The sequence below is a fragment of the Aminobacterium sp. EBM-42 genome, from assembly GCF_001896635.1.
Classification (GTDB): domain Bacteria; phylum Synergistota; class Synergistia; order Synergistales; family Aminobacteriaceae; genus Aminobacterium; species Aminobacterium colombiense.
Window position 1 is genome coordinate 87,492 of sequence record NZ_MPPC01000010.1, and the last position, 23,072, is coordinate 110,563.

Here is a 23,072-nt window from a genome sequence, read left to right on the forward strand (position 1 = left end):
GCTATGCCTCCACTGAAATAATGGTAAATTCCTCAATAAGGGAATTTACAAGAAGATCATCACACATCTTTTCCACTTGCTGACGTGCCTCTTCTGCCGTGTCGCTATTGATCAATAGCTGGATATAGCGTCCAATGCGCACGTTTTTTACAGAAGAATACCCTAAAGATAAAAGGGAGCCGGCAACGGCTTTTCCCGGAGAATCAAGCACCTCTTCTTTTGGATAGACTAAAAGTTTTACGTTAAAGGTCATTTAATTTGCCTCCTTTTCAGAAATACGACGCCAGATCTCTCTGTATGCGCCTAGAACATCGCCAAGATCTTTCCGGAATCTGTCTTTGTCAAGTTTTTTCATTGTGGTCTTATCCCAAAAACGGCAGGTGTCTGGTGACATTTCGTCGGCCAGAAGAATAGTGCCATTTGCATCCACCCCGAACTCAAGCTTGAAATCCACCAGAATGATATTCAGAGTGTCAAAATAGGCACTCATCAGTGTATTGACTTTCAAAGATGTTTCTTTCATAAAGGAAATTTGTTCTTTTGTAGCCCAGCCAAAGAGTTCGGCATGGTCTTCAAGGATAAGGGGATCGCCGAGCTGGTCATTTTTGTAATAGAATTCTATTAGGGGACGGGGGAGACGGATGTTTTCTTCGATGCCAAGGCGTTTGCAAAGGGTTCCGGTGGTAATGTTCCGAACCACGACTTCGACGGGAAGGATTCTTACTTTTTTTACAATCTGGTGAGTATCGTCAATTTTCTGGATAAAATGGTTCGGTATGCCATTTTCGTTCATATACTCGAAAAGAGAAGCACTAATAGCGTTGTTGAGGGAACCTTTCCCTTCAATAGAATCCTTTTTCAGGGCATTGAACGCCGTGAGGTCATTTTTGTACTCTACAATAATCATATTTGGATCATCTGTTTTGTACATTTTTTTGGCTTTTCCTTCATATAAAAGCTCTTTTTTTACCATGTAAGGCACCTCCAAAAAGGGTATATGCTTACATTATTATTCTTAGCCTGAAAAATGTCAACCTTTACCTCTTCTGTTTCGAGAGATTGCGAAAGGGCGTTTATGTATGGGAAAAAAGGCTTCCCAGCCTTTTTATTGTCTCTGTCTGATGGCAAGTCAGAGGCATTATCAAGAAATATGTTTGGAATGTCTTTTCGGGTATAATGTCATTTGTTTCTGTATAATATATGTTCATCTATAATTGTAGAATGGTGGTTTGTAATAATTATAGTGTATATGGTTCGGAATTTTGTTAAAAATGAAGAGACAACTGCCTTCGAAAGAGGAGAAGCGGAGGGAATAGTTTAAATATGAGTCTTTCTAGAATACGCAACTTTTGTATTATCGCCCATATTGACCATGGGAAGTCAACGCTGGCCGACCGTCTTATTGAATATACAGGGACGGTGGAAATTAGAAAAATGAAGGCTCAGCTTCTTGATTCCCTTGATCTGGAGCGAGAACGGGGAATAACCATCAAACTTGTGCCGGTGAGAATGAGTTATAAGAGTAAGGACGGCAACGAATACATACTGAATCTGATCGACACCCCAGGACACGTGGATTTTACCTACGAAGTGTCCAGGTCTATTGCGTCCTGTGAAGGGGCTCTGCTTGTGGTTGATGCATCCCAGGGCGTGGAAGCCCAGACGGTGGCCAATGCCTATATGGCGGTAGACCAGGGGCTTGAAATAATACCGGTCATCAACAAAATTGACCTTCCATCAGCCCACCCGGAATCGGTTCAAAAAGAAATAGAGGAAGTTGTCGGTATAGACGCTGATGGCGCTATTTTAGCAAGCGCCAAGGAAGGAATAGGCATACAGGATATTCTTGAACGGATTGTAGCCCAGGTTCCGGCACCAGAAGGAGATACGGAAGCCCCCCTTCAGGCGTTGATCTTCGACTCCGTTTATAACAATTATCGTGGTGTTATCTGTTATGTCAGGGTTGTAAATGGCACCATTACGGCTGGTCAGAATGTTCGTTTCATGGTGACGGGCTCGTCTTATCAAATAGAGGAAGTGGGAGTTTTCAGACCTCTTTTCGAACCTGTGGAAACCCTTTCAGCCGGGGAAGTGGGGTATGTCATAGCCAATATCAAAACAGTAGCTGAGGCCCATGTGGGAGATACTATTACTGATTATGAGAAACCAGCGGTCAAACAATTGCCAGGGTACAAGAAGGTAAAGCCAGTTGTTTTCTGCGGATTTTACCCTGTGGAGAGAGATGATTATCCTCAGCTTCGTGATGCCCTTGAAAAACTGACCCTAAACGACTCATCCATTACCTTCGAGCCAGAATCTTCCGAGGCCCTTGGATTTGGCTTCAGATGCGGCTTTCTGGGACTATTGCACATGGACGTGGCGAAAGAGCGTCTGCACAGAGAATTTGGCGTAGATCTTGTGGCTACCGCTCCTAACGTTCTATATGAAATAACTACAAAAGAGGGAGATATTATAGAGGCCCACCGACCTTCGGATTTTCCCGACATATCAGAAATTGAAGAGGTGCGCGAGCCCATTATTCGCCTTACAACCTTTTTGCCCTCAGAGTTTGTAGGGAAAGCTATGCAGCTTTGCCAGGATAAGCGTGGAAACTACGTATCCATGGATTATCTTTCCCCGGAGAGGGTTCGTTTAGTCTATGATTTGCCCTTAGCCGAATTTATACTTGATTTTCATGATAAACTAAAATCACAAACTCGGGGTTTTGCATCACTCGATTACGACTATCGCGGGTATAGTGCGGCAGACCTGGTGCGCGTAGACGTGCTTATCAGCGGAGAAGCAGCCGATGCCTTTTCATTTATTTGTCACAAAGATGCGGCATTTCATCGGGGACAGGCAGTGGTAAGAAAACTGAAAGAGCTTATTCCACGACAGCTTTTTGAGGTGCCGATCCAGGCGTCTGTAGGACGAAGAGTTATCGTTCGGCAGAATGTTAAAGCCCTTCGTAAAGATGTTTTGGCTAAATGTTATGGCGGAGATATTTCTCGAAAGAGAAAACTGCTTGAAAAACAGAAGGAAGGAAAAAAACGAATGAAGCAGTTGGGGAAGGTTTCAATTCCTCAGGAAGCGTTCCTTGCTTTTCTCAAGGTTGATGAGGAGGATGAACAATAGACCCCCTTTCTGTTTATCTTCATGTTCCTTTTTGTTCTGTAAAATGTCCCTATTGTGCTTTTTATAGCCAGAGAGGGACAGACGATGAAAAAGATGCTTATGTTCGATCTATAGAGAAGGAGTTGCGGTGGTGGGATCGCCAATATGGCGAAAAGCCCCTTATCCATACTTTATATGTAGGGGGGGGCACTCCCACGTGCCTTTCGGTATTGCAGTGGCAGAGACTTATAGAATCCCTTGTGACCCACCTTGAACGTTGTTTGGATACAGAAATTTCAATCGAGGCCAATCCTGAATCTCTCTCAGTGGAGCATATGGCTTTGTGGAAGGATTGGGGTGTAACAAGGGTTAGTCTAGGGATACAAAGTCTATGGGACGATGAACTTCTATGGCTAAAAAGGCATCATACCGCAACACGGGCTCTATGGGCTGTTGATCAGCTTTTGAAATATGGTTTTAATGTAAGCGGCGACCTCATGTTCGGACTTGCAGGCCAGTCTCTTAAAAAATGGCATCACTCCCTTTCTGGTCTGGTCCATTCAGGAGTATCGCACCTTTCGATCTACCAGCTTTCTATAGAAGAGGGCTCTGTCTGGGGGAAAATGCCTCCTTCCGGTCTGCAGAATGGATATGGTCATTATCGATGGTCTCAGTGGTATCTGGAAGAAAAAGGCTTTTCTCAATATGAGATTGCGAGCTTTGCCAAACCTGGCTGTGAGTGTCGTCACAATCAAGCGTACTGGTTCCAAAAGAACGTATTGCCCCTCGGCCCTTCGGCGTGGGGCTATAATGATGGGGTCCGTTTCTGGAATGTAAGAACCCTAGCTGAGTACGTGGACAGGATATCTCAAGATAAATCTGCAGTAGAGGGGAAAGAGTGCCTCGACTTAGAAAAAAGGGGTAGAGAATTTGCTGTACTAGCTTTGCGAACTTCTCAGGGTATTGATATCTCTCTTTTTACACAGCGGTTTGGGGATAAACTCTTTAATAGCATCCTCAGTGATCTGCAAAATGTGCCAGAAGATTGCCTTCTCATGAACGGGACGTCTCTGGCTCTCTCCAGAAAGGGTATGAGAGTGGCCAACGCTATATGGTCGCTCATTATCTAGCTCCAAAAATACAATAAGTTTAGGAAGGAAGGAAGGAAGAGGACAGTGTATTGGTTGCTGAAATTTTCTAACGCTAACGAAGACTTATTTCAACATCTCTTATTTGAGATCCCCCGGTTTTATGCAGAAAAAACCAGGCCGCCCAAAGGCTATGAGTTGGAAGTGGAGAAAGATCTCAGGAACTATCTCGATTACGTATCTGAGGTGTCATCATCCTATGTGTATTGCATAAAAAACATGTTGAGAGTTTATGCGGCGGATGATCAAAGTGGACTCCTCGTTCTATTGGTGGGGAATGAAGCGGAAAAACTAGGAGTATGGCTGGAGAACGACGAGCTTGTCCATAAATCATCCACAGTGTTGGGCCCATTGACAGAAGTTCCCGAAATGGATTGGGCGGTTATGGGCATAACCTTTCCCGGCTGGCTGGTTATTTTTGATGAAACAGCCCCTCATACGAGCAGAGACGAGACTGGTGAAGATTTCGAGATCGTTTATGTTCCGGAGGTCGAGAAGTACAAAGATTTATTTGAAGCTCTCACTCCAGAAAAAAATACGGAAGAGGCCGCGTCCCTTCTTTTAAACATGGTGTTCAGCTCTCTTCCGTTACGGCTCTAAAGCAATGCTGGATGATCAGGCAACTCTAAAAGGATATTACTTTTGCGGCTTTAAGCAGAGTGTCAGTGATTTCAAACATGTTTGAAATAGTGCCTACGCCAACGTTATCCGTTATTCCAAAATGATTGGTACATGTGCCGCACACGAGCACTGTCGTTCCCTTTGCTGCTATTTCTTGAAGGTGCTCGCATGTGGGTGTTCCTTTGTTGGCAAGCTTAACGCCTTCGTTCATAAGGGCTATGGATGCAGGTGGAACTTCGAGCTGGGCAAGAGTTCCTAAAAAGCCTTTGATGAGAACTTCTCCAAGCTCTGCGTCTTTTCCGCCCAGAATGATTCGGGTGATCAAAATCGCTGTTTTGTTGTCCTGGGCTTGTACTAGGGTAGGAACAGGAGAAAGGTTCCCCTGTGCCTTGGCTTCTATAATTATGTGGCCTTCTTCATCCCGGAGGGACATGGAAAATCCCTGTTTTGAAAGAAAACGCTGTACATTCGATGCGGCTACAGGGTTGTCAAGATAAATAACAAGGTCCCTTTCTCCTTTTTCTACGGCCTCCTTAGTCATCATGACCGGCTGGGGGCATGCTTTTCCTCGGGCATCAATTTTCTTTGTCATTGTTGTTTCCTCCATTCTTGTTATATGGGCTGCGGCAAGGGAAGCTTTATGAATTTATGTTTGCCTCCTTGCGCGGTTAATCTTCATTATCGGTTAGAATAGTGCCTATATAGAGAGCGATACAGTTTTTAGGAATAATAATTATAATGTATCCCATTCTCTTGTTTTTTTCTAGTTTATAGATGAAAGGCATAGACGATGCCATTAGGAAGGCAGGGAGCTGCGGTGGAATCAAATAAGAACAAAATTTTAAAAAATCTTCCCGCAATGGACGAGTTGCTGAGTGAGCCATGGGTTCTTTTTTACGAGGAGCAGCTGGGGCGAGAAATGGTTAAAAATGTGTTTTCTTCTATTTTGGCGGAAACGCGAAAAGCCGTTCTCCATGACGAAGCAGTAGAAACATCCATAGACGGAATTAATCAAAGAGCAATTGCTGTTTTGAAAGGGCGAGTTGCTCTCAGTTTACAGCCTATAGTGAACGCCACTGGGGTGGTTGTGCACACTAATCTGGGACGCTCCTGCCTGCCTATTGAGGCCGTGGAAGCAGTTTGTCAGGTTGCGGCGCGCTATAACACCCTTGAGTTTGATCTAAAAGAAGGCAAAAGAGGGCAGCGTAACGCCCATGTAGAATGGCTCCTTTGTCAGTTTACAGGCGCAGAAGCTGCTGTTGTTGTGAATAATAATGCGGGAGCTGTCCTTTTATGCCTGGCGGCTCTGGCAAGGGAAAAAGAAGTTATTGTTTCACGGGGAGAACTGGTGGAGATAGGTGGTTCCTTCAGAATCCCGGATATTATGGCCTTTTCAGGGGCTAGGTTAGTAGAAGTTGGCGCTACAAACCGTACCCATCTGAAAGACTATGGGCAGGCATTTACAGATGAAACATCCATGGTGCTGAAGGTGCACCCTTCAAACTTCAGAATCGAGGGGTTCACTTCCTCTGTGCCTCGGGAAGAACTGAGCCATTTGGCCCAGGAAAAAAACGTAATCTTTATGGAGGATTTGGGAAGCGGGGTTCTTATAGACCTTTCTCCGTGGGGACTTTGCGGAGAACCCACTGTAAAGGATTGTATTATGGCGGGAGTGGATCTCGTCACCTTTTCAGGAGACAAGATGCTGGGAGGTCCCCAAATAGGAGCGGTTGTGGGCAAAAAAAGCCTCATTGACAGACTTCGCACCTATCCTCTTTTGCGTGCGTTGCGTGTAGACAAGATGACGCTGGCCGCCTTTGAAAAAGTTCTTCGAATGTATTTGCAGGGGCGATGGAATGAAATTCCCACATTGAGCATGCTTACATTAAAGGTGGAAGATCTCAGGAAAAAAGCCCAGGCTCTACGCCGTAAGATCAAAAAAACCTTTCCCCATCTGGAGCCAGCCGTGGTCGAAGTAAACGATGCTGTTGGCGGGGGGGCCTTCCCGGTAACCAGGCTTAAAGGATATGGGGTGGCATTGAAAATTCAACACATTGGAAGTGCCGGCACTCTTCAGACCCTGTTGCGTCAGGCAGAGATGCCTATAGTTGCGGGAGCCAGTGAAGACTCTCTGATCTTTCATGTGAGGACTCTGATGGACAAAGATGATGAGCGGATTCTTCAGGGGCTGGCGTGGCTGCTGGAGGTGAAGAAAGGTGAATGAGAAGGAAATATCTCTCGTTCTAGGGACAGCCGGCCATATCGATCACGGAAAGACTACTCTGGTAAAGGCGCTGACGGGGGTAAGTTGTGATAGGCTGAACGAAGAGAAAAAGAGAGGCATAACCATAGAATTGGGCTTTGCCCCTCTTAAGCTTCATGATGGCCGCGTTGTGAGCATAGTAGATGTGCCAGGACATGAGAAGTTTATTCGTCAAATGGTGGCCGGCGCGTCAGGCATTGATGCCGTTATGCTTGTTGTGGCTGCAGATGAGGGAGTTATGCCCCAGACACGAGAGCATTTGGCCATTCTCAATCTTCTTGGAGTGCATGACGGAGTCATTGTCATTTCTAAGGCTGATCTGGTTGATGAAGAGCTTTTGGAGCTTGCTATTGCCGACGTTACTGATTTTGTGCAAGGTACTTTTCTTGAGGGGAAGGTGGTAGTCCCCGTTTCATCAGTGACAAATAAAAATATTCCCCTTCTTATGGAGGAATTAGCTAAATTAATAGATAGGGTTCAGCCTCGTACAAGGCGGGGACCTTTTTTTATGCCCATAGACAGGGCCTTTCCCATTTCAGGCTTTGGAACGGTCGTTACCGGTACGGCCTATAAGGGGCAAGTAGGGCCCGGGATGGAAGTTTCAATTCTTCCCGCAGATCAGGATGTACGGGTTCGAAGTGTACAGGTGCACAGTCATACTGTGGATGTTGCCTGGGCTGGCCAGCGTGTAGCCATGAGTCTGTCGGGCGTTTCTTTAGATGAGCTGACTCGTGGAGATGTAGTTTGTGCCCGTGATGTTTACAGAGAGACCAGATGTTTCGATGTTGAACTTTCTCTTCTCACCTCCTTTTCGGAACCCTTAAAGCATTGGCAGCGGGTACGCCTTCATGTTGGGACGGCTGATGTGATTGCCCGGGTTTCACTTTTTGATAAAACGTCTCTTTTACCTGGGGAATCAGCTGTTGCTCAATTGGTTATGGAAGAAGGCGTTGTGGCCACCATAGATCAGCGATTTGTCATTCGTTTCTACAGTCCGCTGGTAACCATCGGCGGCGGAAGAATCCTCTTTGCTTACGGTAAAAAACCCAAGGGGAAAGGGGCTAAAGGTGCTTATAAACAGTGTCTTGAAGAGTTGCGTGACGCAAAGGGGCCAAAAGAAAGAATGGAAATTCTGGTGCGTTTCCATGGAAGCATTTCCAGAGAAAATATCCTTGTGGATTTGCAGGAACTTCCCGCTGATGTGGACGAAATGGCTCGTCAGCTGCAAAAGGATAACAAGATAGTTCTGCTGGCCTCGGGGGTGGATTGCTATATGTCTCAGGATACCTTCGCCCACTACCAGCATGATATTGCTGCCTTCTTGAAAGCATTTCACGAAGAACGCCCTCACCAGGCTGGCGCAATGATCGACGATATACTTACCGGCCCCCTTAAAAGTATAGAGAGAAAAACGGCTCGTTTGTTGATCGACTTCATGGCGCAGAAAAATATTTTTGTTATTGATAGCAACATGATGCGCTTGCCTGATTTTGTTCCTCAGGACGACAGCGCTTTCTTTAAAAAGCTTGACGAGTTCAAGATTTTTTGCGGGAACCTTGAATTTCAGCTGCCCCTTATAGATGAGCTGCAGCATGGTCTTTCCATGGGAGAAAAGGAATTCTCTCTTTTCTTGAAGGATTTACGGGAACGGGGGGAGGCCTTCGTTATTGGCGGAAAGTTTGTTTTGGCGAAAGATGTAGAGGAGAAGTTTATTACAATTGTTAAAGAGATCAAAGATGACATCACTATCGCTGCAGTTCGTGATATAACTGGAAGCAGCAGAAAATTCGTTCTTCCCCTTCTCGAGTATTTGGATGCCAGGGGGTATACTCGTCGAGTGGGGGAGAAACGAGTCTTGCTTCTTCATAAACTGGAACAAAAAAGTCAAAAATAAGGTAACAAAATTGCAAGACTCCAGCCATATTGTTTGTGTTTTTTGCATTTTTGTGTTATAATTCGTGAAACTTATTTATAATAGAGGTGACCCTGGATGGCTGGAAATCTTGCCTCAATTCGTGAGCAAGTAGCATTGTACAAGGGAATGCGCGTGAAGTACCGGACATCCAAAGGACGTCGCAAAATTGAAGAGAAACAGGGAGTTGTTCTTGAGGTTTATCCGAATCTATTTACCCTCTATGTGGAGTCTCAAGACAGTAAGGTTTCGTTCAGTTATGCGGAACTACTAACAAAAGAAGTAGAATTAGAGCCTATGTCCGGTAACAATACATAATAAACCTTGTAATGCAACAAAACCCTGGCGTTCAACACGCCGGGGTATTTTTTTGCCTGCTGTGGGATATGGAGGTCGATAATATGCGATACACCCTTTCTTCTGATGGGAAATTAAACCTCACCTTGAGAATTACAGAAAAAAGGGGAGATGGCTATCATAACCTGGTCTCCCTGTTTTTACGTTTACCGGCGATGGAGTCATTGACAATTTCTACATATAAAGATAATAATGTCAGGGAAATTGCCACAACTGGCCATATCGTCATAGATGGGAAAAATATTGTAGAAAAGACAATAGAGTGTCTTGAAAGTAAAGGATGGAGTCTTCCTGGTTTACATGTTGCCCTCGCTAAGCAGATCCCGCCTGGAACAGGGTTGGGGGCTGGGAGCGGCAATGCGGCTTCTTTCTTGCGATGGGCTCGGCTTTTCGAAGGAAGCGAAGTGACTTCCGATATTCTTGAAAAGATCGGTTCAGATGTTTCCTTCCTTTACAGCAGATATTTCCTTTCCCTTGTTGTGGGGAAAGGAGAAAAATCAGCTTGCAGAGGGCCGTTGCCGCCCATGCAGATAGTTGTCGCCATCCCTGGATGGGGGGTGTCTACGTCCCTTGCCTACGCAGGTGTAGATGCCTTTTACGGAGTGGATAAGGGGGGCAGTTTCCCCTGTAATGAGTGGACTGGCCTGGCAGAGGTGGAAAAAATCTACCAAAGTCTTCTGAGGGGAGAAAATGTAGGGTTTCTACCCAATGATTTTTATCCTTGGCTGGCGGAACAACATCCTGAATATGAAGCTTTTTTTAATGAATGTGAGAGTTCCAATGCATTGGGCTATGGGTTGTCTGGCAGCGGAAGCAGTGTTTTCGCCTTGTTCCCGGCAAATGGTAAACCGGTTAAGCTCTCACAATTTGAAAAGATGGAATGGATCCAACAAATCTTATTTTGGAGTGATGATCGTTGAAAGGACAGAGAACGGAACGTCTCATCAGGACTGTATGCCGTTTTTTGACAACGCCGTCTCGGCAAATTTCACTCACAGCTCTTTCGAACGATTTTGGCGTTTCAAAAACTGTTATAAGTGATGACGTGGTACTGATTGATTCGGCGCTGACCCAGGAAGGTCTTGGGGGCATACAGGTAGACAGAGGCCGTACAGGCGGAGCTTCTTTTATCCCCTCTATGTCTGAAAATGTAAAAGGCCAGCTTTTTTTGGAGATCAAAGACCTGCTTTCCCAAGAGGATCGAATTTTACCCGGCGGGCTTATTTATTACAGCGATATTCTGTTTAATCCCTATTATGCGTCACGTCTTGGGCTTATTATGGCGACGTATTTCCAGGCAACGAAACCTGATATCGTTATGACAACTGAAGTTAAGGGAATTCCTCTGGGGCTCTTTACTGCCCATGCTCTCGGCGTTCCCCTTGCAGTTTGCCGGTTCCGCAACCGTCCCAGTGATGGTTCTGCCGTAGCCGTTCATTTCCCGACAAAAACAGGGGAAGTGAGAGCAATGTATATGGGAACAAAGCAACTGGAACGTGGCAGCAGAGTCTTGATAGTTGACGATTTTATGAGGGGCGGAAGCACAGCGGCGGGGATGCTGCTTGTTGCCAAAGAATTTGGCGCAGAAGTATGCGGCATAGGAGTTTTCCTTGCTTCTGCGGAACCAGAGATAAAGGCTGTGTCTGACTATACAGCTTTATTCAGCCTGAAAAGTATGGGTAAGTCTACTCCGGAAGTGGCTTTTTGGAAATAAGTTTGAGGACAAAGTTTGACTCATGCATCGACCTGATATAAAATCCTGCTTCAGGAGGAGGTGACCGGTCTTCATGCGTGTAAGTCTCGATCAAAATGAGTGCATCGGTTGCGGTGTGTGCGCTCAGATTTGCCCCGAGGTGTTTTCTTTAGATGAAGATGCCGGGGTTGCAAAGGTAATGAAGCCGGAAGGTGCAGAATGTGCTAAGGATGCAGCAGATAGCTGTCCAGTAGCCTGCATAACAGTAGAGGAATAGATTCTCTTTGGCTGGAATCCCCCTTTTTAATTGCTAAAGGGTAATTTTGACGAAGCAGGGGTTGCAATTAGAGGGGGAAGGGGCGTATAATGGTCAGCGTTCTTTTAGGGCCTATAGCTCAAGTGGCTAGAGCCACCGGCTCATAACCGGAAGGTTCCTGGTTCGAGTCCAGGTAGGCCCACCATTGAAGGTTAATGCCGTTTCCCTGTAGGAAGCGGCATTTTTTATATAGTTTGATTGCCGTAAAGTAGGAACTTGGAGGTGAAAAGATGCTAGTAATTGATATTATAAATCATATCAATACCTTTGCTCCCCTGAGTCTTGCAGAACCATGGGATAATGTTGGTCTTATGGTAGGAAGCTCGCAGTGGAGGGCTTCAAAAATAGGAGTGGCCCTGGATCCAGACGTACATGTTTTAGAAGAGGCTAGAGGTGAAAAATGTGATTGTCTCGTGGTGCATCACCCTCTTATTTTCTCGCCGCTGAAAACTATCGATCTTGAAAGCCCTGTCTCTCTGGTTATTCAGAAGGCCCTTGAGTATGGTATAGCTGTCATCAGCGTGCACACTAACTGGGACAAGGCGCGTGAAGGCGTTAATGTACAGCTTGCAAGACCTTTGCTGAAAGAGGGCTTTCTCCCTTTGCTTCCAATGGAAAACTCTGAGGGGCTTGGGGCATGGGGATCTTTGCTAAAACCTTGTTCCCTGCAAAATTTGATGGTTAAGCTTCGCAATGACTGGAATCTGTCATGGGTGACCGGATATGGGGAACCAGATAGAATTGTGAAGACTGCTGCCCTCTGCGGCGGATCCGGTGGTGATCTCTGGACTGCCGCCCTTGATAAGGGCGCTGATGTCTATATTACCGCTGACATGAAGTATCATCAGATCTTGGATGCATGCTCTTTGGGCATGGCCCTTTGTGTTGTGGATCACGGCGAAATGGAGCGATATTCGTTGGCCGCCCTTTGCAGGCTGATGGCCCTCTCTAATCTTCCTGTAGTACAACTTAAAGATAAAGGCCCTAACAGACTTCAAATCGAGTAAAATAACAGTAGTCAAAGATTATTTTTTAATTTTATTTCAAATAAATGAGGTGGAGAAACATGGCAAAAAGAGTTTTCAGCGGCATGCGACCTACAGGAAAACTTCATTTGGGCCATTTGGCCGGGGCTCTAACAAATTGGGTGCGCCTTCAGAACGAATACGAATGTCTTTACTGTATTGTTGACTGGCATGCTTTGATGTCTGATTACGCAGATAGCAGCAGGATTCGAAAAAACTGCAAGGAGGTTCTTTTAGATTGGCTTGCGGCTGGTCTTGACCCTGAAAAGAGTACAATTTTTGTGCAGTCTCATGTTCCCCAGCATGCTGAGCTCCATTTGGCTTTATCCATGATAACCCCTCTTGGCTGGCTTCAGCGGAATCCAACCTACAAAGAGCAGATATTAAACATACAGAATAAAGACTTAGGTACCTATGCTTTTTTGGGTTATCCAGTTCTTATGGCATCAGATATTCTTCTTTACAAGGCAGAGATGGTTCCGGTAGGGGAGGATCAGAGCGCCCATCTTGAGATCAGTAGAGAGCTGGCCCGTCGTTTCAATAATTTTTATGGAGAAATACTCCCTGAGCCGCAAATGCTTTTGACACCGACTCCCAAGGTACCAGGTACAGACGGTCGAAAAATGAGCAAATCTTATGGAAACAGCATAGATATAGCTGACTCTCCAGAAGAAATGTGGAATAAGATTCGGACCATGATTACAGATCCCGCTAGAGAGCGCAGAACAGATCCTGGGGATCCGGAAAAATGCCCAGTCTGGGATCTGCACAAAGTTTTTAATGATGACAAGGAACAGCATAAAGAAATTATAAAAGGATGTACTACAGCGGGAATAGGGTGCGTTCAGTGTAAAAAAATGCTTATGGAGCATGTAAAGCGGGTGATGGAACCTATCCATGAGCGACGCCGATATTACGAATCCCATTCTGAGAACTTGAGGAATATCATACTGGCTGGCGCAGAAAGAGCACAGATTTTAGCTCAGCAAACCATCGACGAGATAGTAAATTCTATTGGTTTTGTCCCCAGGGGATAGGGGAGATAGAGTGTGGAAAAAGGGACCTTCCCCCTCCAGGTGGAGATAGAGGGATTTTCAGGGCCTTTAGATCTTCTTTGTTATCTCGTAGAGAGTCGCCAGTTTGAAGCCACTCAGATAAAGGTTTCAGACCTGGTTAATATTTACGGGGCCTATCTGTCCCATTCTAAAAAGGTGTCTATATATGTGGTGGCAGAGTTTCTTTCCCTTGCAGCAGGGCTGGTTCTTGAAAAGATTATGGCGCTATTGCCTGGTCAGCATAAGACTGATGGGGAAGAAAGCTCCCCTCCCGAAGATCCTATTTCTGAAGAAGAATTGTTGGGGCACCTTTTGCGGTACAGACCCTATCGTGAGGCAGCTTTTCGCCTTATAGAAAAAAAAGAGGAGCAGGATAATCTCTTTAAGAGAGCAGCTGCTGTTGAGGAAGTCCCATCTTACGACCTGGGAGATCTTTACAGTTTAAGCCATCTCTGGTGGCAGCTGATCGCTGCCCATAGCAGAAAAGAGCCAATGTCGAATATAGAAAAACAATCCATTGGAAACTGGCGGGGAATTCCTGCGGCAGTGCCTGAAGAAATACAAATCGACAGAAAAATAGAAGAGCTCAGGGCGTATTTAGAAGATCATTCCTCTTTATCCCTTTCTCACGTTCTCAAAGGGACTTCCACTCGTTCTGTTCTTGTGGTTACGATCCTGGCTCTTCTGGAAATGGCTAGGACTGGACTCATATCCATTACACAAAAGGAGTTGTTTGGAGATGTTATCATCTCTAGCCAAACACGTTGAGGTTCTCCTTTTTGTCGCTGTTACACCTGTGTCGGAGAAGGAACTGTCTATGCATTTGGATGAATCTCTGGAAGCTGTATGCTCAGCGTTAGGAGAGCTTTCAGACCATTATGCCCAGGATCATGGAATTACCCTGCGAAAAGTGGCAGAGGGTTGGGAACTATGCACAGACCCTGAGTTTGCCGAAACCGTGGCTATTTTCAGAGAAACGGCATTACGTCAAAAAGTGCGGTTAAGCCGCGCAGCTGTTGAAAGTCTTGCTGTAATAGCCTATAACCAGCCAGTTACGAGGGCGGAAATTGAAGAAATCAGAGGGGTCAGGTGTGAACGGGTACTTGAAACCCTTCTTTCCCATGGCCTTATACGTATTGCGGGGCGAAGGCGAGGGACAGGATCTCCCTTGCTTTACAGGACTACCGAAACTTTTCTTGAACATTTTGGTCTTGAGTCAATAGCGGAACTTCCCACTCTCGAAGAAGTGGAAGAATACAGTGTGGAGGAGAGCGAACACTAACCAATGGCAATTAGATTGAACAAGTATCTTGCTTCATGCGGCCTTGCATCCCGCAGAAAGGTAGAAGAGTTTGTCTTATCAGGCCGCGTAGCCTTGAATGGAAGGGTTGTCCGCGATCTCTCTACCACAGTAGAAGAAACGGACACAGTAACCCTTGACGGAAAAGAAGTATCTCCGGAGAGCAGGGTCTACATAGTAATGAATAAACCTCAGGGGGTCGTTTGTGCGGTGGAAGACCGCTTTGACATGACAGTGATCGATGTTCTCCCCCCCGCCTACTCAAAGTTTCGTCTTTTTCCGGTAGGGCGTCTTGATAAAGAAAGCGAAGGATTGCTCGTCTTAACGAACGACGGGGATTTCGCTCACTTTCTTATGCACCCTTCGTCAAATATAAAAAGAGATTACGAGGTACTGTTAAACGAAGAGTTGACGGTAGAAAAAATGAAGTTGTGGCTTAAGGGCTTTGAAATAGAAGGGGGATTTGTACGCCCCCTTTCCGTCCAACCACTTTGCAGACCACCTTATGGCCGATGGGTCACAGTATCGATCACTGAGGGTCTGAAAAGAGAGGTTCGTTTAATGGCTGAGCATCTAGGGTATAAGGTAATGGTGCTTATTCGGCGTAGAATTGGTAGAATGGAGTTGCGAAATCTTAATAAAGGACAAACTATAAAGCTTTCTCAAGACGAACTTTTAAAGAAAATAGAGCGTGGCGGTATCGTCTAAATCTCGTAATGAAATGGGGAAAACTTTCCAACATGAAGGATTTCATGTCTGCGCACATATGCTGCAGCGTATGCTTCTTTGAAGAGATGGGAGAATTGCAATCAATGATAATGAAAAATCTTGTTGTTGCGATTGACGGACCAGCGGGGGCAGGCAAAAGCTCTGTTGCAAAAAAAGTAGCAGAACTTCTAGGGTTGGATTATCTTGACACAGGCGCGATCTACAGGGCATTGGCCTTTTATTTGAACGCTATGGGTTTCGAACCAGTAGAAAGCCCTTATCTGACGGAAATTCTTTCTAAGATCAAAGTTTCTCTGAGCGATGGCTGTGTTTATATTAACGGTGCAGACGTAACTGAACATATTCGTTCTCCAAGGGTTGATAGTATTGTTTCTAGCTATGCCGCTCTGCCGACAGTCAGGCGCTGTCTGCTTTCCATTCAGCGTGAGCAGGCAGAAGAAGGGGGGCTAGTAGCTGATGGAAGAGATATGGGTACTGTGGTCTTCCCTGACGCAACTATTAAAATATACCTTACCGCCAGTGACAGCGTCCGTGCGAAAAGACGGCACTTGCAGCTGTTAGAGCGGGGAGAAAAAGTATCATTTGATGAGGTGCTGCGACAGATCCAGAATCGTGACCAGTTTGATTCAAATCGCGAAATAGCGCCATTGTGCCAGGCTTCAGATGCAATTTTTGTTGATACGTCTTCTATGACAGAGGATGAAGTTGTTGATTATCTTGTTCGATTAGTAAAGGAAAATAGCAATCAGGTGGTTCTATGAGGCACTTATTTTATACACTGACAAAAATATTCTGCTTTATTGTTCTTAAGCTTTATAATCGTCTTTCTGTCCGCTGGCTCGCGAGTTTGCCCAAAGAAGATCCTGTAATTGTAGTGGCTAACCATTGCAGCAACCTTGACCCAATCATAATAGGGGCTTTATTTCCAAGACGCTTGCGATATCTGGCCAAATCAGAACTTTTTTCAACCTTGGGGATGAGTCTGCTAATACGGACACTGGGGGCCATTCCTGTAAAGAAACAGGATCAGCAAAGTGCAGGAGCAGCCCTGAAAGCCTTTTTGGACTTATTGGAAAAAGGAGAAAATGTGCTTCTTTTTCCAGAAGGAGCCAGATCCCTTAATGGCAAACTTCAGCCCTTGCAAGGAGGGGTAGCGTTAATCGCCATGAAGAGCGGTGCGCCAGTTATCCCTGCCTTTATTAAAGGGAGCTTCGAGTCCATGCCTCCCGGAGCGAGTTTTGTACGGCCGAACCGCATCCAAGTGACTTTCGGCGAGGCCATCTACCCCAGGGAATTGGAGACAGGCCTGTCTGCCAAAGATAGCCGGCAACAGTTTTTGGATAGAGTGTACGAGGCTTTAGAAAATCTTGAAAAGAGTGATTGACATAGACGGCGGGGCGCGTCATCAACGAGCAGTTGTTGCTGCTCTCGATATACCTGCCCAGGACTATACCCCGCGAATCCTTTTAGACGAGCTGAAGATGCTTCTTGTAAATCTGAACATAGATGTGGCAGGTGAGGTTATTCAAAGAAGAGACAAGCCTGACCCAGCCTATATGCTGGGCAAGGGAAAGGCAGAAGAGAGCGCCCTCTTTTGTAAAGAGGTAAAGGCGGATCTGTTCGTTTGCAACGAACAGCTTACTCCGGGACAACGGCTGAATTTGCAGCAAATATTAGGGATTGAGATCTGGGATCGTCCTTTTGTCATTATGAAAATATTTGAGAGAAGGGCGAGAACAACAGAGGCCCGTTTGCAGATAGAGCTGGCCATGTGCCAATACGAAATACCACATCTGAAAGGTTTAGGGCGCCAAATGTCCCGGCTTGGAGCAGGCATAGGTACCCGTGGCCCAGGCGAAACGGAATTTGAGCGCCATCGCCGCAAACTCGAACGACGGGTGCGGGATATTAACGAGAGGCTCGTAAAGGTTAGGAAGAGGAGGACATTCCAACGGTATAGACGTGAAAAAGCGGGAATACCGACTGTAGCACTGACCGGTTATACAAATAGTGGGAAATCTACTCTTTTACAGCAATTGAGTCATGGACGAAACTTGTATGTTGCGGACCAGCTCTTTTCAACTCTTGACACATACGTTCGCAAGGTTGAACTTTCAGATGGACATGATGTGCTTGTTTCTGACACTGTTGGGTTTATACGGGACCTTCCTCCTGCTCTCATTGCTGCTTTCCGAACAACCCTTGAGGAAATTTCAGTATCGTCACTCATTCTCCTCGTTCTTGATGGGAGTATGCCAGATGTAATGGAAACACTTGATGTGGTGGAGGAAACTTTGTCTGATATTGGGGCAGGAGCCATACCTCGCCTCATCGTTTTGAATAAAATAGACAAAATAGATCTTTCATTGATTCCTTTTCTTCAAACTCGCCTTCAAGGCAGAAGCAAAGCTAAAGTGCTTCCTATTTGCGCTCTGTCAGGAGTAGGCGTAACAGAACTATTGCAAGAAGTGGAGTATCAGCTGTTTAATAAGATGGCAAAGTAGCTCCAAAATAGATGGGAGGATTTATAGTGCTGTTGAGCATGACAGGTTTTAGCCGGGAAAGCCAGACATTTTCATGGGGAACGCTCTCAGTGGAAATGTCTACAATTAATCATAGGTATCAGGATATCTCCATACGGCTGCCAAGGGAGCTTTCATATTGCGAGCCGTCGCTGAACAATAGATTAAGACAATCTATAAGGCGGGGAAAGATAAGACTTAGTGTAGAAGTTACATGGTCTTCTGATCTTCGTGCGGTTTCTCTTGACGGGCAAATTCTTGAAAACTACTATCATCAGATAAAGGGATTGCAGGAAAAATTGGGAAATCAAGAAGCTATACGACTAGAGTCGTTGCTTAATTTGCCGGGGGTTACTGATTCAGCTTCTGGGCGGGAATCTCTAGAGGAAGATATAGAGAAATCCCTTGATTCTATGGTGGCAAAAGCAGTGGATTCCTTGCAGAAGATGCGTCAGACCGAAGGGAAAGATCTGGAACTGGATATCAAAACCAATTTAGAGAGTTTCTCGTCTTTGACAGGCCAGATTTTACAGCAATGGGAGAAGGCCCGAGATAGTGCCGTTGAAGAAACGCGAGAACGGATCAAAAAAATATTTGAAGACAATGGCCCTGCGGTTGAAGAAAGCAGGATAGCTCAGGAAATTGCTCTCATAGCTGATAAATGGGACATATCAGAAGAATTGGCTCGCGCACAGAGCCATATTGAAAAATTCCAGACAGTGTTGAACAGCCCATCTTCAGAAGGACGGAAAATGGATTTTTTGATTCAGGAAATGAACAGAGAAGTGAACACTGTTGCATCTAAAGTAACGAACGCAGAAATACGATGGCTTGCGGTGGAAGCTAAGACAGCTCTAGAGCGAATACGAGAACAAGTACAGAATGTGGAGTGATTGGGATGTCTTATCGTTTAGTTCACATAGGGTTTGGTAATATGATTGTGGCAGAAAGGATTGTAGCGATTATCCATCCAAACTCTGCTCCGATCAAACGCTTGAAAGAAGAAGCAAAAGACCAGGGCCGTCTGATCGACGCGACTCAGGGGAGAAAAACGCGTGCTATTCTTGTTACAGATAGCAATCATGTTGTGCTTTCTGCCATTCAGCCTGAAACCATTGTAAATCGATTTGAGGAAGAGCCAGATAATGAAGAAAACAAGTAAGAGGGGGAAGTTGTTTGTAATTTCCGGCCCAAGTGGCGCAGGAAAGGGGACAGTGAGAAAAGCTCTTTTCGAACAGATGCCAGATCTCGTATATTCTATTTCATGCACCACCCGCCAACCAAGGGACGGGGAGAGGGATGGTGTGGATTATCGTTTTTTGAGTGAAGAAGAATTTAAAAAATTGGTCGAAGAGAAAAAATTTCTTGAATGGGCAGTTGTTCATGAGCATTTGTACGGGACTCTAAAGTCTGACGTGGAAAAAGTTCTTGAGGCTGGAGTCGATGTTGTTTTGGAGATAGATGTGCAAGGGGCTCTTCAGGTAAAAAATGCTTTTGATGACTCAGTGCTTATATTTATCATGCCCCCATCTAAAGAGGAGCTGGAACGGAGGCTTCGCAACAGAGGGACTGAAGAAGAGGATACAGTGCAGCTTCGTCTGAGCAATGCCCTTAAAGAAATGGAAAAAATGCATATGTATGATTATGTTGTAGTAAATGATTCTGTTCTTCGCGCGGCCCTGGAAATAAAACGTATTATTGCAAGTTACAACCTTGAGTGCTGTTTATAGAATGGAGGTTTAAGTATGAAATTTTACGATATAGATTATTTAGAAAAAAGAGCTGGCATTACCAATAAATATCTATTGACGGTTATTGTGGCAAATTGGTCTCGCTATATTAGCGAACAGAAAAGCCGTGTTCTCGAAGAAGATCTTGAGCAATACCTGTCGGTTGCTATGGATGATATTGCGAAAGAACGGGTCAAGCTCAGAATCCCAGCATCACGGGCTAAAGGAGTGCTTCCCGGTGGCTACGATGTTGACGTGGAAAAATAAAAGACGAGTAGTTCTTGGAATTACAGGCGGTATTGCCGCATATAAGGGGCCAGAGATACTTCGAGCCCTTCAAAGGGCAGGTTGTGAAGTTGAAGTGGTATTGACAGAAGGAGCCGAGTCTTTTGTCAGCCCAATGGTGCTTTCCACGTTGGCCGGCAGACGGACTTGGACCCAAGACGATTTTCTTTCGCAGGAGAAGGGTTGGGAAATACCTCACATAAATTTGGCGGACTGGGCTGAGCTTGTCATTATAGCACCCTGTACTGCCGAAACCCTTGCCCGTCTTGTTCAGGGGCGGGGGGAAAGCCTTCTTGACGCTACGGTTCTCGCTACGAAGGCTCCAGTGCTTCTTTTTCCTGCTATGAACAGCCATATGCTTGAGCATCCAGCAACAGTGAGAAATATAAAAGAGGCAAGGGCCATGAGCTATACGGTTGTTGATCCTGATGAAGGAAGCCTTGCCTGTGGGTATGAAGGAAAGGGACGTCTGCCTGCCCCTTCTGTTATTGTTGAGGAAGCATGGCGTGCTCTTTCTCCCCGAAAGGATTTTGCTGGTGTTTCTGTTCTTGTTACGGCTGGCCCCACATGGGAATTTATTGACCCAGTCCGTTTTATAAGTAACCCAAGCAGTGGGAAAATGGGTTTTGCTCTTGCTAGAACGGCATGGTATCGAGGAGCCGATGTAACTCTTGTTTCAGGACCTGTTTCCCTCCCGACTCCCCATGGGATAACGTACTGTCCCGTAAAATCTGCCATGGACATGTATAAGGCTGTTATCGAAAAAATGGATTTCGCGAAAATTATCATAAAATCTGCCGCAGTGAGTGATTACAGGGCTGCTTCTATTGAAATGGAAAAGATGAAAAGAGAAGGGAAAGATACCTTGACCCTTAATCTGGTGCAAAATCCAGATATTGCCGCAGAAGTAGGAGCCCGCAAATCTCCCGACCAGATACTTGTGGGATTTGCCGCGGAGAGCAGCCATCTTGTAGAACATGCAAAGGAAAAAATGTTACGAAAGAATCTGGATCTTATAGTAGCAAACGATATTACGGCAACAGATGCCGGATTTGCCGTTGATACCAATAGGGTAAAGATCATAAAAAAGGCTGGAGATTGGCACGAACTTGTAGGCACCAAAGAAGAAGTTGCCTGGGGGGTCTTGAATACGGTTAGTGAAATGTGCCAAAAGGAAGAGAACAGGTGACACTGATCGATGTCATTGTGCCTGGGCCATGGTGGAATCCTCTAACTTATGAACATGAAGAAGCTGTACCTGCCGGAAATCGTGTACAGGTCCCAGTAGGACCTGCTAAAAGGGTTGGTTTTTCTCTGGGAGTTTCCTCTGTCACTTCCAATAAGAGTGGAGCATATCGTATTCGCACGATCAATAAAGTACTTGATACGGCGGCCCCCTTACCCCGCGACCTCTGGATTTTAAGCCGCTGGATAGGCGTCAATTTTTATTGCGGACAGGGCGAAGCTCTGCGCGTTATGTCCCCATCTCAGCTTATGAAGGGGGAAGAAGTGCCTCCTGCAGCTCCTTGGGAATGTCTTTGGGAGAGCAGAGCCTTTAAGGATAATTATTATTATTTCCCCGAAGACCAGGAAAGACATGCAAGATACCTTAAAATTTTACAGGAGCATCCCGGCCCGGCTATCCTGCTCTTTCCAGAAAGGGCTTTAGCCGAGTTTTTTTACTCTTTTCTGGAAACGGAGGGTGTCGAAAACATTTTTCTTTGGCCATCTGTTGGGGGTAAAAAATTATGGGAGGCGTGGAATAGAACCCGCAGTGGAGAGCATAAGATCATCATCGGCGGACCGGGTGCCATCTTTGCCCCCTTGCCGGATCCCCAGCTTATACTTGTTGATGAAGAGAGCAGCCCGGCCTATCGTATGCAGGCTGCGCCGTTGCTCCATATCCGCTCAATAGCCATGCAGCGGGCTCGCATAGCCAACAGTTCCCTATTTCTCTGTGGGCGGTTGCCATCTTCTAAGGTATCTCTTTATAAAATGCCGGAAGAGCACGGCACTTCCATGGGAAATCGTCTTATATTCGTAGATATGAACCGAGCTTCGAGACCCTCTTTTCCAGGCATAACTTCCTCGTTTCCCTTAAGTGATGCTTTAGTTCGAGAGTCGATGAGCTGTTTAAAAGAGAGAAAAGCTGCATTGTGGATTCTCGATCGGAAAGGGTACGCGGGTGAAATCACCTGCGAAGAGTGCGGTGGCACTCTCATCTGTCATTCTTGCGGGGTAGCTTTGCGGGCTGAGGAAGAAGCATCCCGGCTTGTTTGCCCTCTATGCGGCTATAGCACGGTTTTTCCTCGGGAATGCCCTAAATGCAGGGGGCTGCTGCTTAGTGGGAAGCGCCCAGGTCTGGAAATAGTTTATAAAGTAGCCCAGGCACTATGTGGAGAGGCTTTCCCAGTGGTAGAATGGCATGCAGAAAAAAATACGAGTAAGAAAGCCTTTCAAAAAGTCTGTACAGTTTTGGCAGGAGGGGGCATAGTCGTTGGATCACGGGCTGCCATCTCTCTTTGTGATGCTGTGAATGTCGGGATGGTAGGATGGATAGATGCAGATGCAGAAGCGCGCAAGATCTTATATCGCTCCAGGTTTGATGCTTATCGAATGGTGTTAGAGTCGGCCTGGCGCGGAACCAATCCTTCAGAGCGCAAGGTAGTGATTCAATCTCGCAGGCCAGGAAGCGGTTGGCAGAGAGGGCTAAAATATGGTTGGAAAGCATTTTGGCGCAGAGAGCTGAAGGAACGAGAAGAGTATGGTTTCCCGCCTTTTAATATATTAGCTGAAATTACCCCACCATCGGGGAAGAAGGAAGCTTTGCTTCAATATTTAGTGGACGAGAACCTTACTATTATGGACCCTGGAGGTGAACAAAATTCACTGTGGGCTTTCATCCAGCGACCTCAGAAATTAAAGAAAGCTCTTGAACCATGGTTCAATATATCGAAGTCTAGGGAAGGTTTTCCAAGTGTCTCTCTTTGGATTGATTAAAA

26 protein-coding genes and 1 tRNA gene are annotated in these 23,072 nt (G+C 45.7%); 24 read left to right on the top strand and 3 right to left on the bottom strand.

Going from position 1 to position 23,072, the window contains the following annotated elements; translation table 11 throughout:
• Position 1: 1 nt before the first annotated feature.
• Both purS and purC read right to left on the bottom strand, forming a co-directional pair.
• Positions 2-253, bottom strand: a complete 252-nt coding sequence (gene purS, locus BUC50_RS02420; protein WP_013048549.1) for a phosphoribosylformylglycinamidine synthase subunit PurS — start codon at positions 251-253, stop codon at positions 2-4.
• Positions 254-973 (bottom strand): phosphoribosylaminoimidazolesuccinocarboxamide synthase, encoded by a 720-nt coding sequence (gene purC, locus BUC50_RS02425; protein ID WP_013048548.1) that lies wholly within the window; start codon positions 971-973, stop codon positions 254-256.
• A gap of 350 nt (positions 974-1,323) precedes the next feature.
• Here purC and lepA point away from each other — a divergent pair, with 350 nt between their 5' ends.
• Genes lepA through BUC50_RS02440 form a run of 3 tightly spaced genes read left to right on the top strand, consistent with a single transcriptional unit; the run spans position 1,324 to position 4,862 of the window.
• Complete coding sequence (lepA, locus tag BUC50_RS02430; protein ID WP_013048547.1) at positions 1,324-3,135, top strand: translation elongation factor 4; 1,812 nt, start codon at positions 1,324-1,326, stop codon at positions 3,133-3,135.
• A complete protein-coding gene (hemW, locus tag BUC50_RS02435) occupies positions 3,132-4,244 on the top strand; it encodes a radical SAM family heme chaperone HemW (protein ID WP_013048546.1) in 1,113 nt (370 codons plus the stop codon). Before lepA ends, hemW begins: the two co-directional genes overlap by 4 nt.
• Positions 4,245-4,289: 45 nt before the next feature.
• The gene (locus tag BUC50_RS02440) at positions 4,290-4,862 is read left to right on the top strand and encodes a hypothetical protein (RefSeq protein WP_013048545.1); all 573 of its coding nucleotides are present in this window, start codon (positions 4,290-4,292) and stop codon (positions 4,860-4,862) included.
• 25 nt (positions 4,863-4,887) lie between these two features.
• On the opposite strand, the gene yedF is transcribed toward BUC50_RS02440, so the two are convergent.
• Entirely contained in the window at positions 4,888-5,475 is a 588-nt protein-coding gene (gene yedF / locus BUC50_RS02445; protein ID WP_013048544.1) for a sulfurtransferase-like selenium metabolism protein YedF, read from the bottom strand.
• Positions 5,476-5,673: 198 nt separating this feature from the next.
• Here yedF and selA point away from each other — a divergent pair, with 198 nt between their 5' ends.
• From selA to BUC50_RS02550, 21 genes are all read left to right on the top strand, one after another.
• Entirely contained in the window at positions 5,674-7,107 is a 1,434-nt protein-coding gene (gene selA, locus BUC50_RS02450; protein ID WP_052292810.1) for an L-seryl-tRNA(Sec) selenium transferase, read from the top strand.
• Positions 7,100-9,040 carry a selenocysteine-specific translation elongation factor gene (gene selB / locus BUC50_RS02455; protein ID WP_213700756.1) on the top strand — a complete coding sequence of 647 codons (1,941 nt, stop codon included), beginning with the start codon at positions 7,100-7,102 and terminating at the stop codon, positions 9,038-9,040. The genes selA and selB overlap by 8 nt, the downstream gene beginning before the upstream one ends.
• A 96-nt stretch (positions 9,041-9,136) precedes the next feature.
• Entirely contained in the window at positions 9,137-9,376 is a 240-nt protein-coding gene (locus BUC50_RS02460) for a Veg family protein (RefSeq protein ID WP_013048541.1), read from the top strand.
• An 83-nt stretch (positions 9,377-9,459) separates the two neighbouring features.
• Entirely contained in the window at positions 9,460-10,335 is an 876-nt protein-coding gene (locus BUC50_RS02465) for a 4-(cytidine 5'-diphospho)-2-C-methyl-D-erythritol kinase (protein WP_286677125.1), read from the top strand.
• Positions 10,332-11,129 (top strand): phosphoribosyltransferase family protein, encoded by a 798-nt coding sequence (locus BUC50_RS02470; protein ID WP_273312376.1) that lies wholly within the window; start codon positions 10,332-10,334, stop codon positions 11,127-11,129. The genes BUC50_RS02465 and BUC50_RS02470 overlap by 4 nt, the downstream gene beginning before the upstream one ends.
• A 73-nt stretch (positions 11,130-11,202) precedes the next feature.
• The gene (locus tag BUC50_RS02475; protein WP_013048538.1) at positions 11,203-11,385 is read left to right on the top strand and encodes a ferredoxin; all 183 of its coding nucleotides are present in this window, start codon (positions 11,203-11,205) and stop codon (positions 11,383-11,385) included.
• A gap of 107 nt (positions 11,386-11,492) precedes the next feature.
• Positions 11,493-11,569: transfer RNA gene (locus BUC50_RS02480), tRNA-Ile, on the top strand.
• An 85-nt stretch (positions 11,570-11,654) separates the two neighbouring features.
• Positions 11,655-12,431 (top strand): Nif3-like dinuclear metal center hexameric protein, encoded by a 777-nt coding sequence (locus tag BUC50_RS02485; RefSeq protein WP_286677126.1) that lies wholly within the window; start codon positions 11,655-11,657, stop codon positions 12,429-12,431.
• 59 nt (positions 12,432-12,490) lie between these two features.
• Positions 12,491-13,486, top strand: coding sequence for a tryptophan--tRNA ligase (gene trpS, locus BUC50_RS02490; protein WP_013048480.1), 996 nt, complete (start codon positions 12,491-12,493; stop codon positions 13,484-13,486).
• Positions 13,487-13,498: 12 nt separating this feature from the next.
• The gene (locus BUC50_RS02495; RefSeq protein ID WP_013048479.1) at positions 13,499-14,272 is read left to right on the top strand and encodes a segregation and condensation protein A; all 774 of its coding nucleotides are present in this window, start codon (positions 13,499-13,501) and stop codon (positions 14,270-14,272) included.
• Positions 14,244-14,786: an SMC-Scp complex subunit ScpB gene (gene scpB, locus BUC50_RS02500; protein WP_013048478.1), complete on the top strand. Its 543-nt coding sequence runs from the start codon at positions 14,244-14,246 to the stop codon at positions 14,784-14,786. The genes BUC50_RS02495 and scpB overlap by 29 nt, the downstream gene beginning before the upstream one ends.
• A gap of 3 nt (positions 14,787-14,789) precedes the next feature.
• Positions 14,790-15,512: a pseudouridine synthase gene (locus tag BUC50_RS02505; RefSeq protein ID WP_273015776.1), complete on the top strand. Its 723-nt coding sequence runs from the start codon at positions 14,790-14,792 to the stop codon at positions 15,510-15,512.
• Between the two features lie 8 nt (positions 15,513-15,520).
• Positions 15,521-16,294 (top strand): (d)CMP kinase, encoded by a 774-nt coding sequence (cmk, locus tag BUC50_RS02510; protein ID WP_286677127.1) that lies wholly within the window; start codon positions 15,521-15,523, stop codon positions 16,292-16,294.
• Positions 16,291-16,917, top strand: coding sequence for a lysophospholipid acyltransferase family protein (locus tag BUC50_RS02515; RefSeq protein ID WP_213700208.1), 627 nt, complete (start codon positions 16,291-16,293; stop codon positions 16,915-16,917). Before cmk ends, BUC50_RS02515 begins: the two co-directional genes overlap by 4 nt.
• Positions 16,910-18,037 (top strand): GTPase HflX, encoded by a 1,128-nt coding sequence (gene hflX / locus BUC50_RS02520; RefSeq protein ID WP_244392471.1) that lies wholly within the window; start codon positions 16,910-16,912, stop codon positions 18,035-18,037. Before BUC50_RS02515 ends, hflX begins: the two co-directional genes overlap by 8 nt.
• A 26-nt stretch (positions 18,038-18,063) precedes the next feature.
• Positions 18,064-18,948, top strand: a complete 885-nt coding sequence (locus tag BUC50_RS02525; RefSeq protein WP_013048473.1) for a YicC/YloC family endoribonuclease — start codon at positions 18,064-18,066, stop codon at positions 18,946-18,948.
• A gap of 5 nt (positions 18,949-18,953) precedes the next feature.
• On the top strand, positions 18,954-19,217 hold the full coding sequence (locus BUC50_RS02530) for a DUF370 domain-containing protein (protein ID WP_013048472.1): 264 nt from the start codon (positions 18,954-18,956) through the stop codon (positions 19,215-19,217).
• A complete protein-coding gene (gmk, locus tag BUC50_RS02535) occupies positions 19,201-19,785 on the top strand; it encodes a guanylate kinase (RefSeq protein WP_041459351.1) in 585 nt (194 codons plus the stop codon). Before BUC50_RS02530 ends, gmk begins: the two co-directional genes overlap by 17 nt.
• Positions 19,786-19,800: 15 nt before the next feature.
• Positions 19,801-20,052, top strand: a complete 252-nt coding sequence (locus tag BUC50_RS02540; protein WP_013048470.1) for a DNA-directed RNA polymerase subunit omega — start codon at positions 19,801-19,803, stop codon at positions 20,050-20,052.
• On the top strand, positions 20,033-21,259 hold the full coding sequence (gene coaBC, locus BUC50_RS02545) for a bifunctional phosphopantothenoylcysteine decarboxylase/phosphopantothenate--cysteine ligase CoaBC (protein ID WP_041459350.1): 1,227 nt from the start codon (positions 20,033-20,035) through the stop codon (positions 21,257-21,259). The genes BUC50_RS02540 and coaBC overlap by 20 nt, the downstream gene beginning before the upstream one ends.
• The gene (locus BUC50_RS02550) at positions 21,256-23,070 is read left to right on the top strand and encodes a primosomal protein N' family DNA-binding protein (protein WP_286677128.1); all 1,815 of its coding nucleotides are present in this window, start codon (positions 21,256-21,258) and stop codon (positions 23,068-23,070) included. The genes coaBC and BUC50_RS02550 overlap by 4 nt, the downstream gene beginning before the upstream one ends.
• The last annotated feature ends 2 nt before the right edge of the window (positions 23,071-23,072 follow it).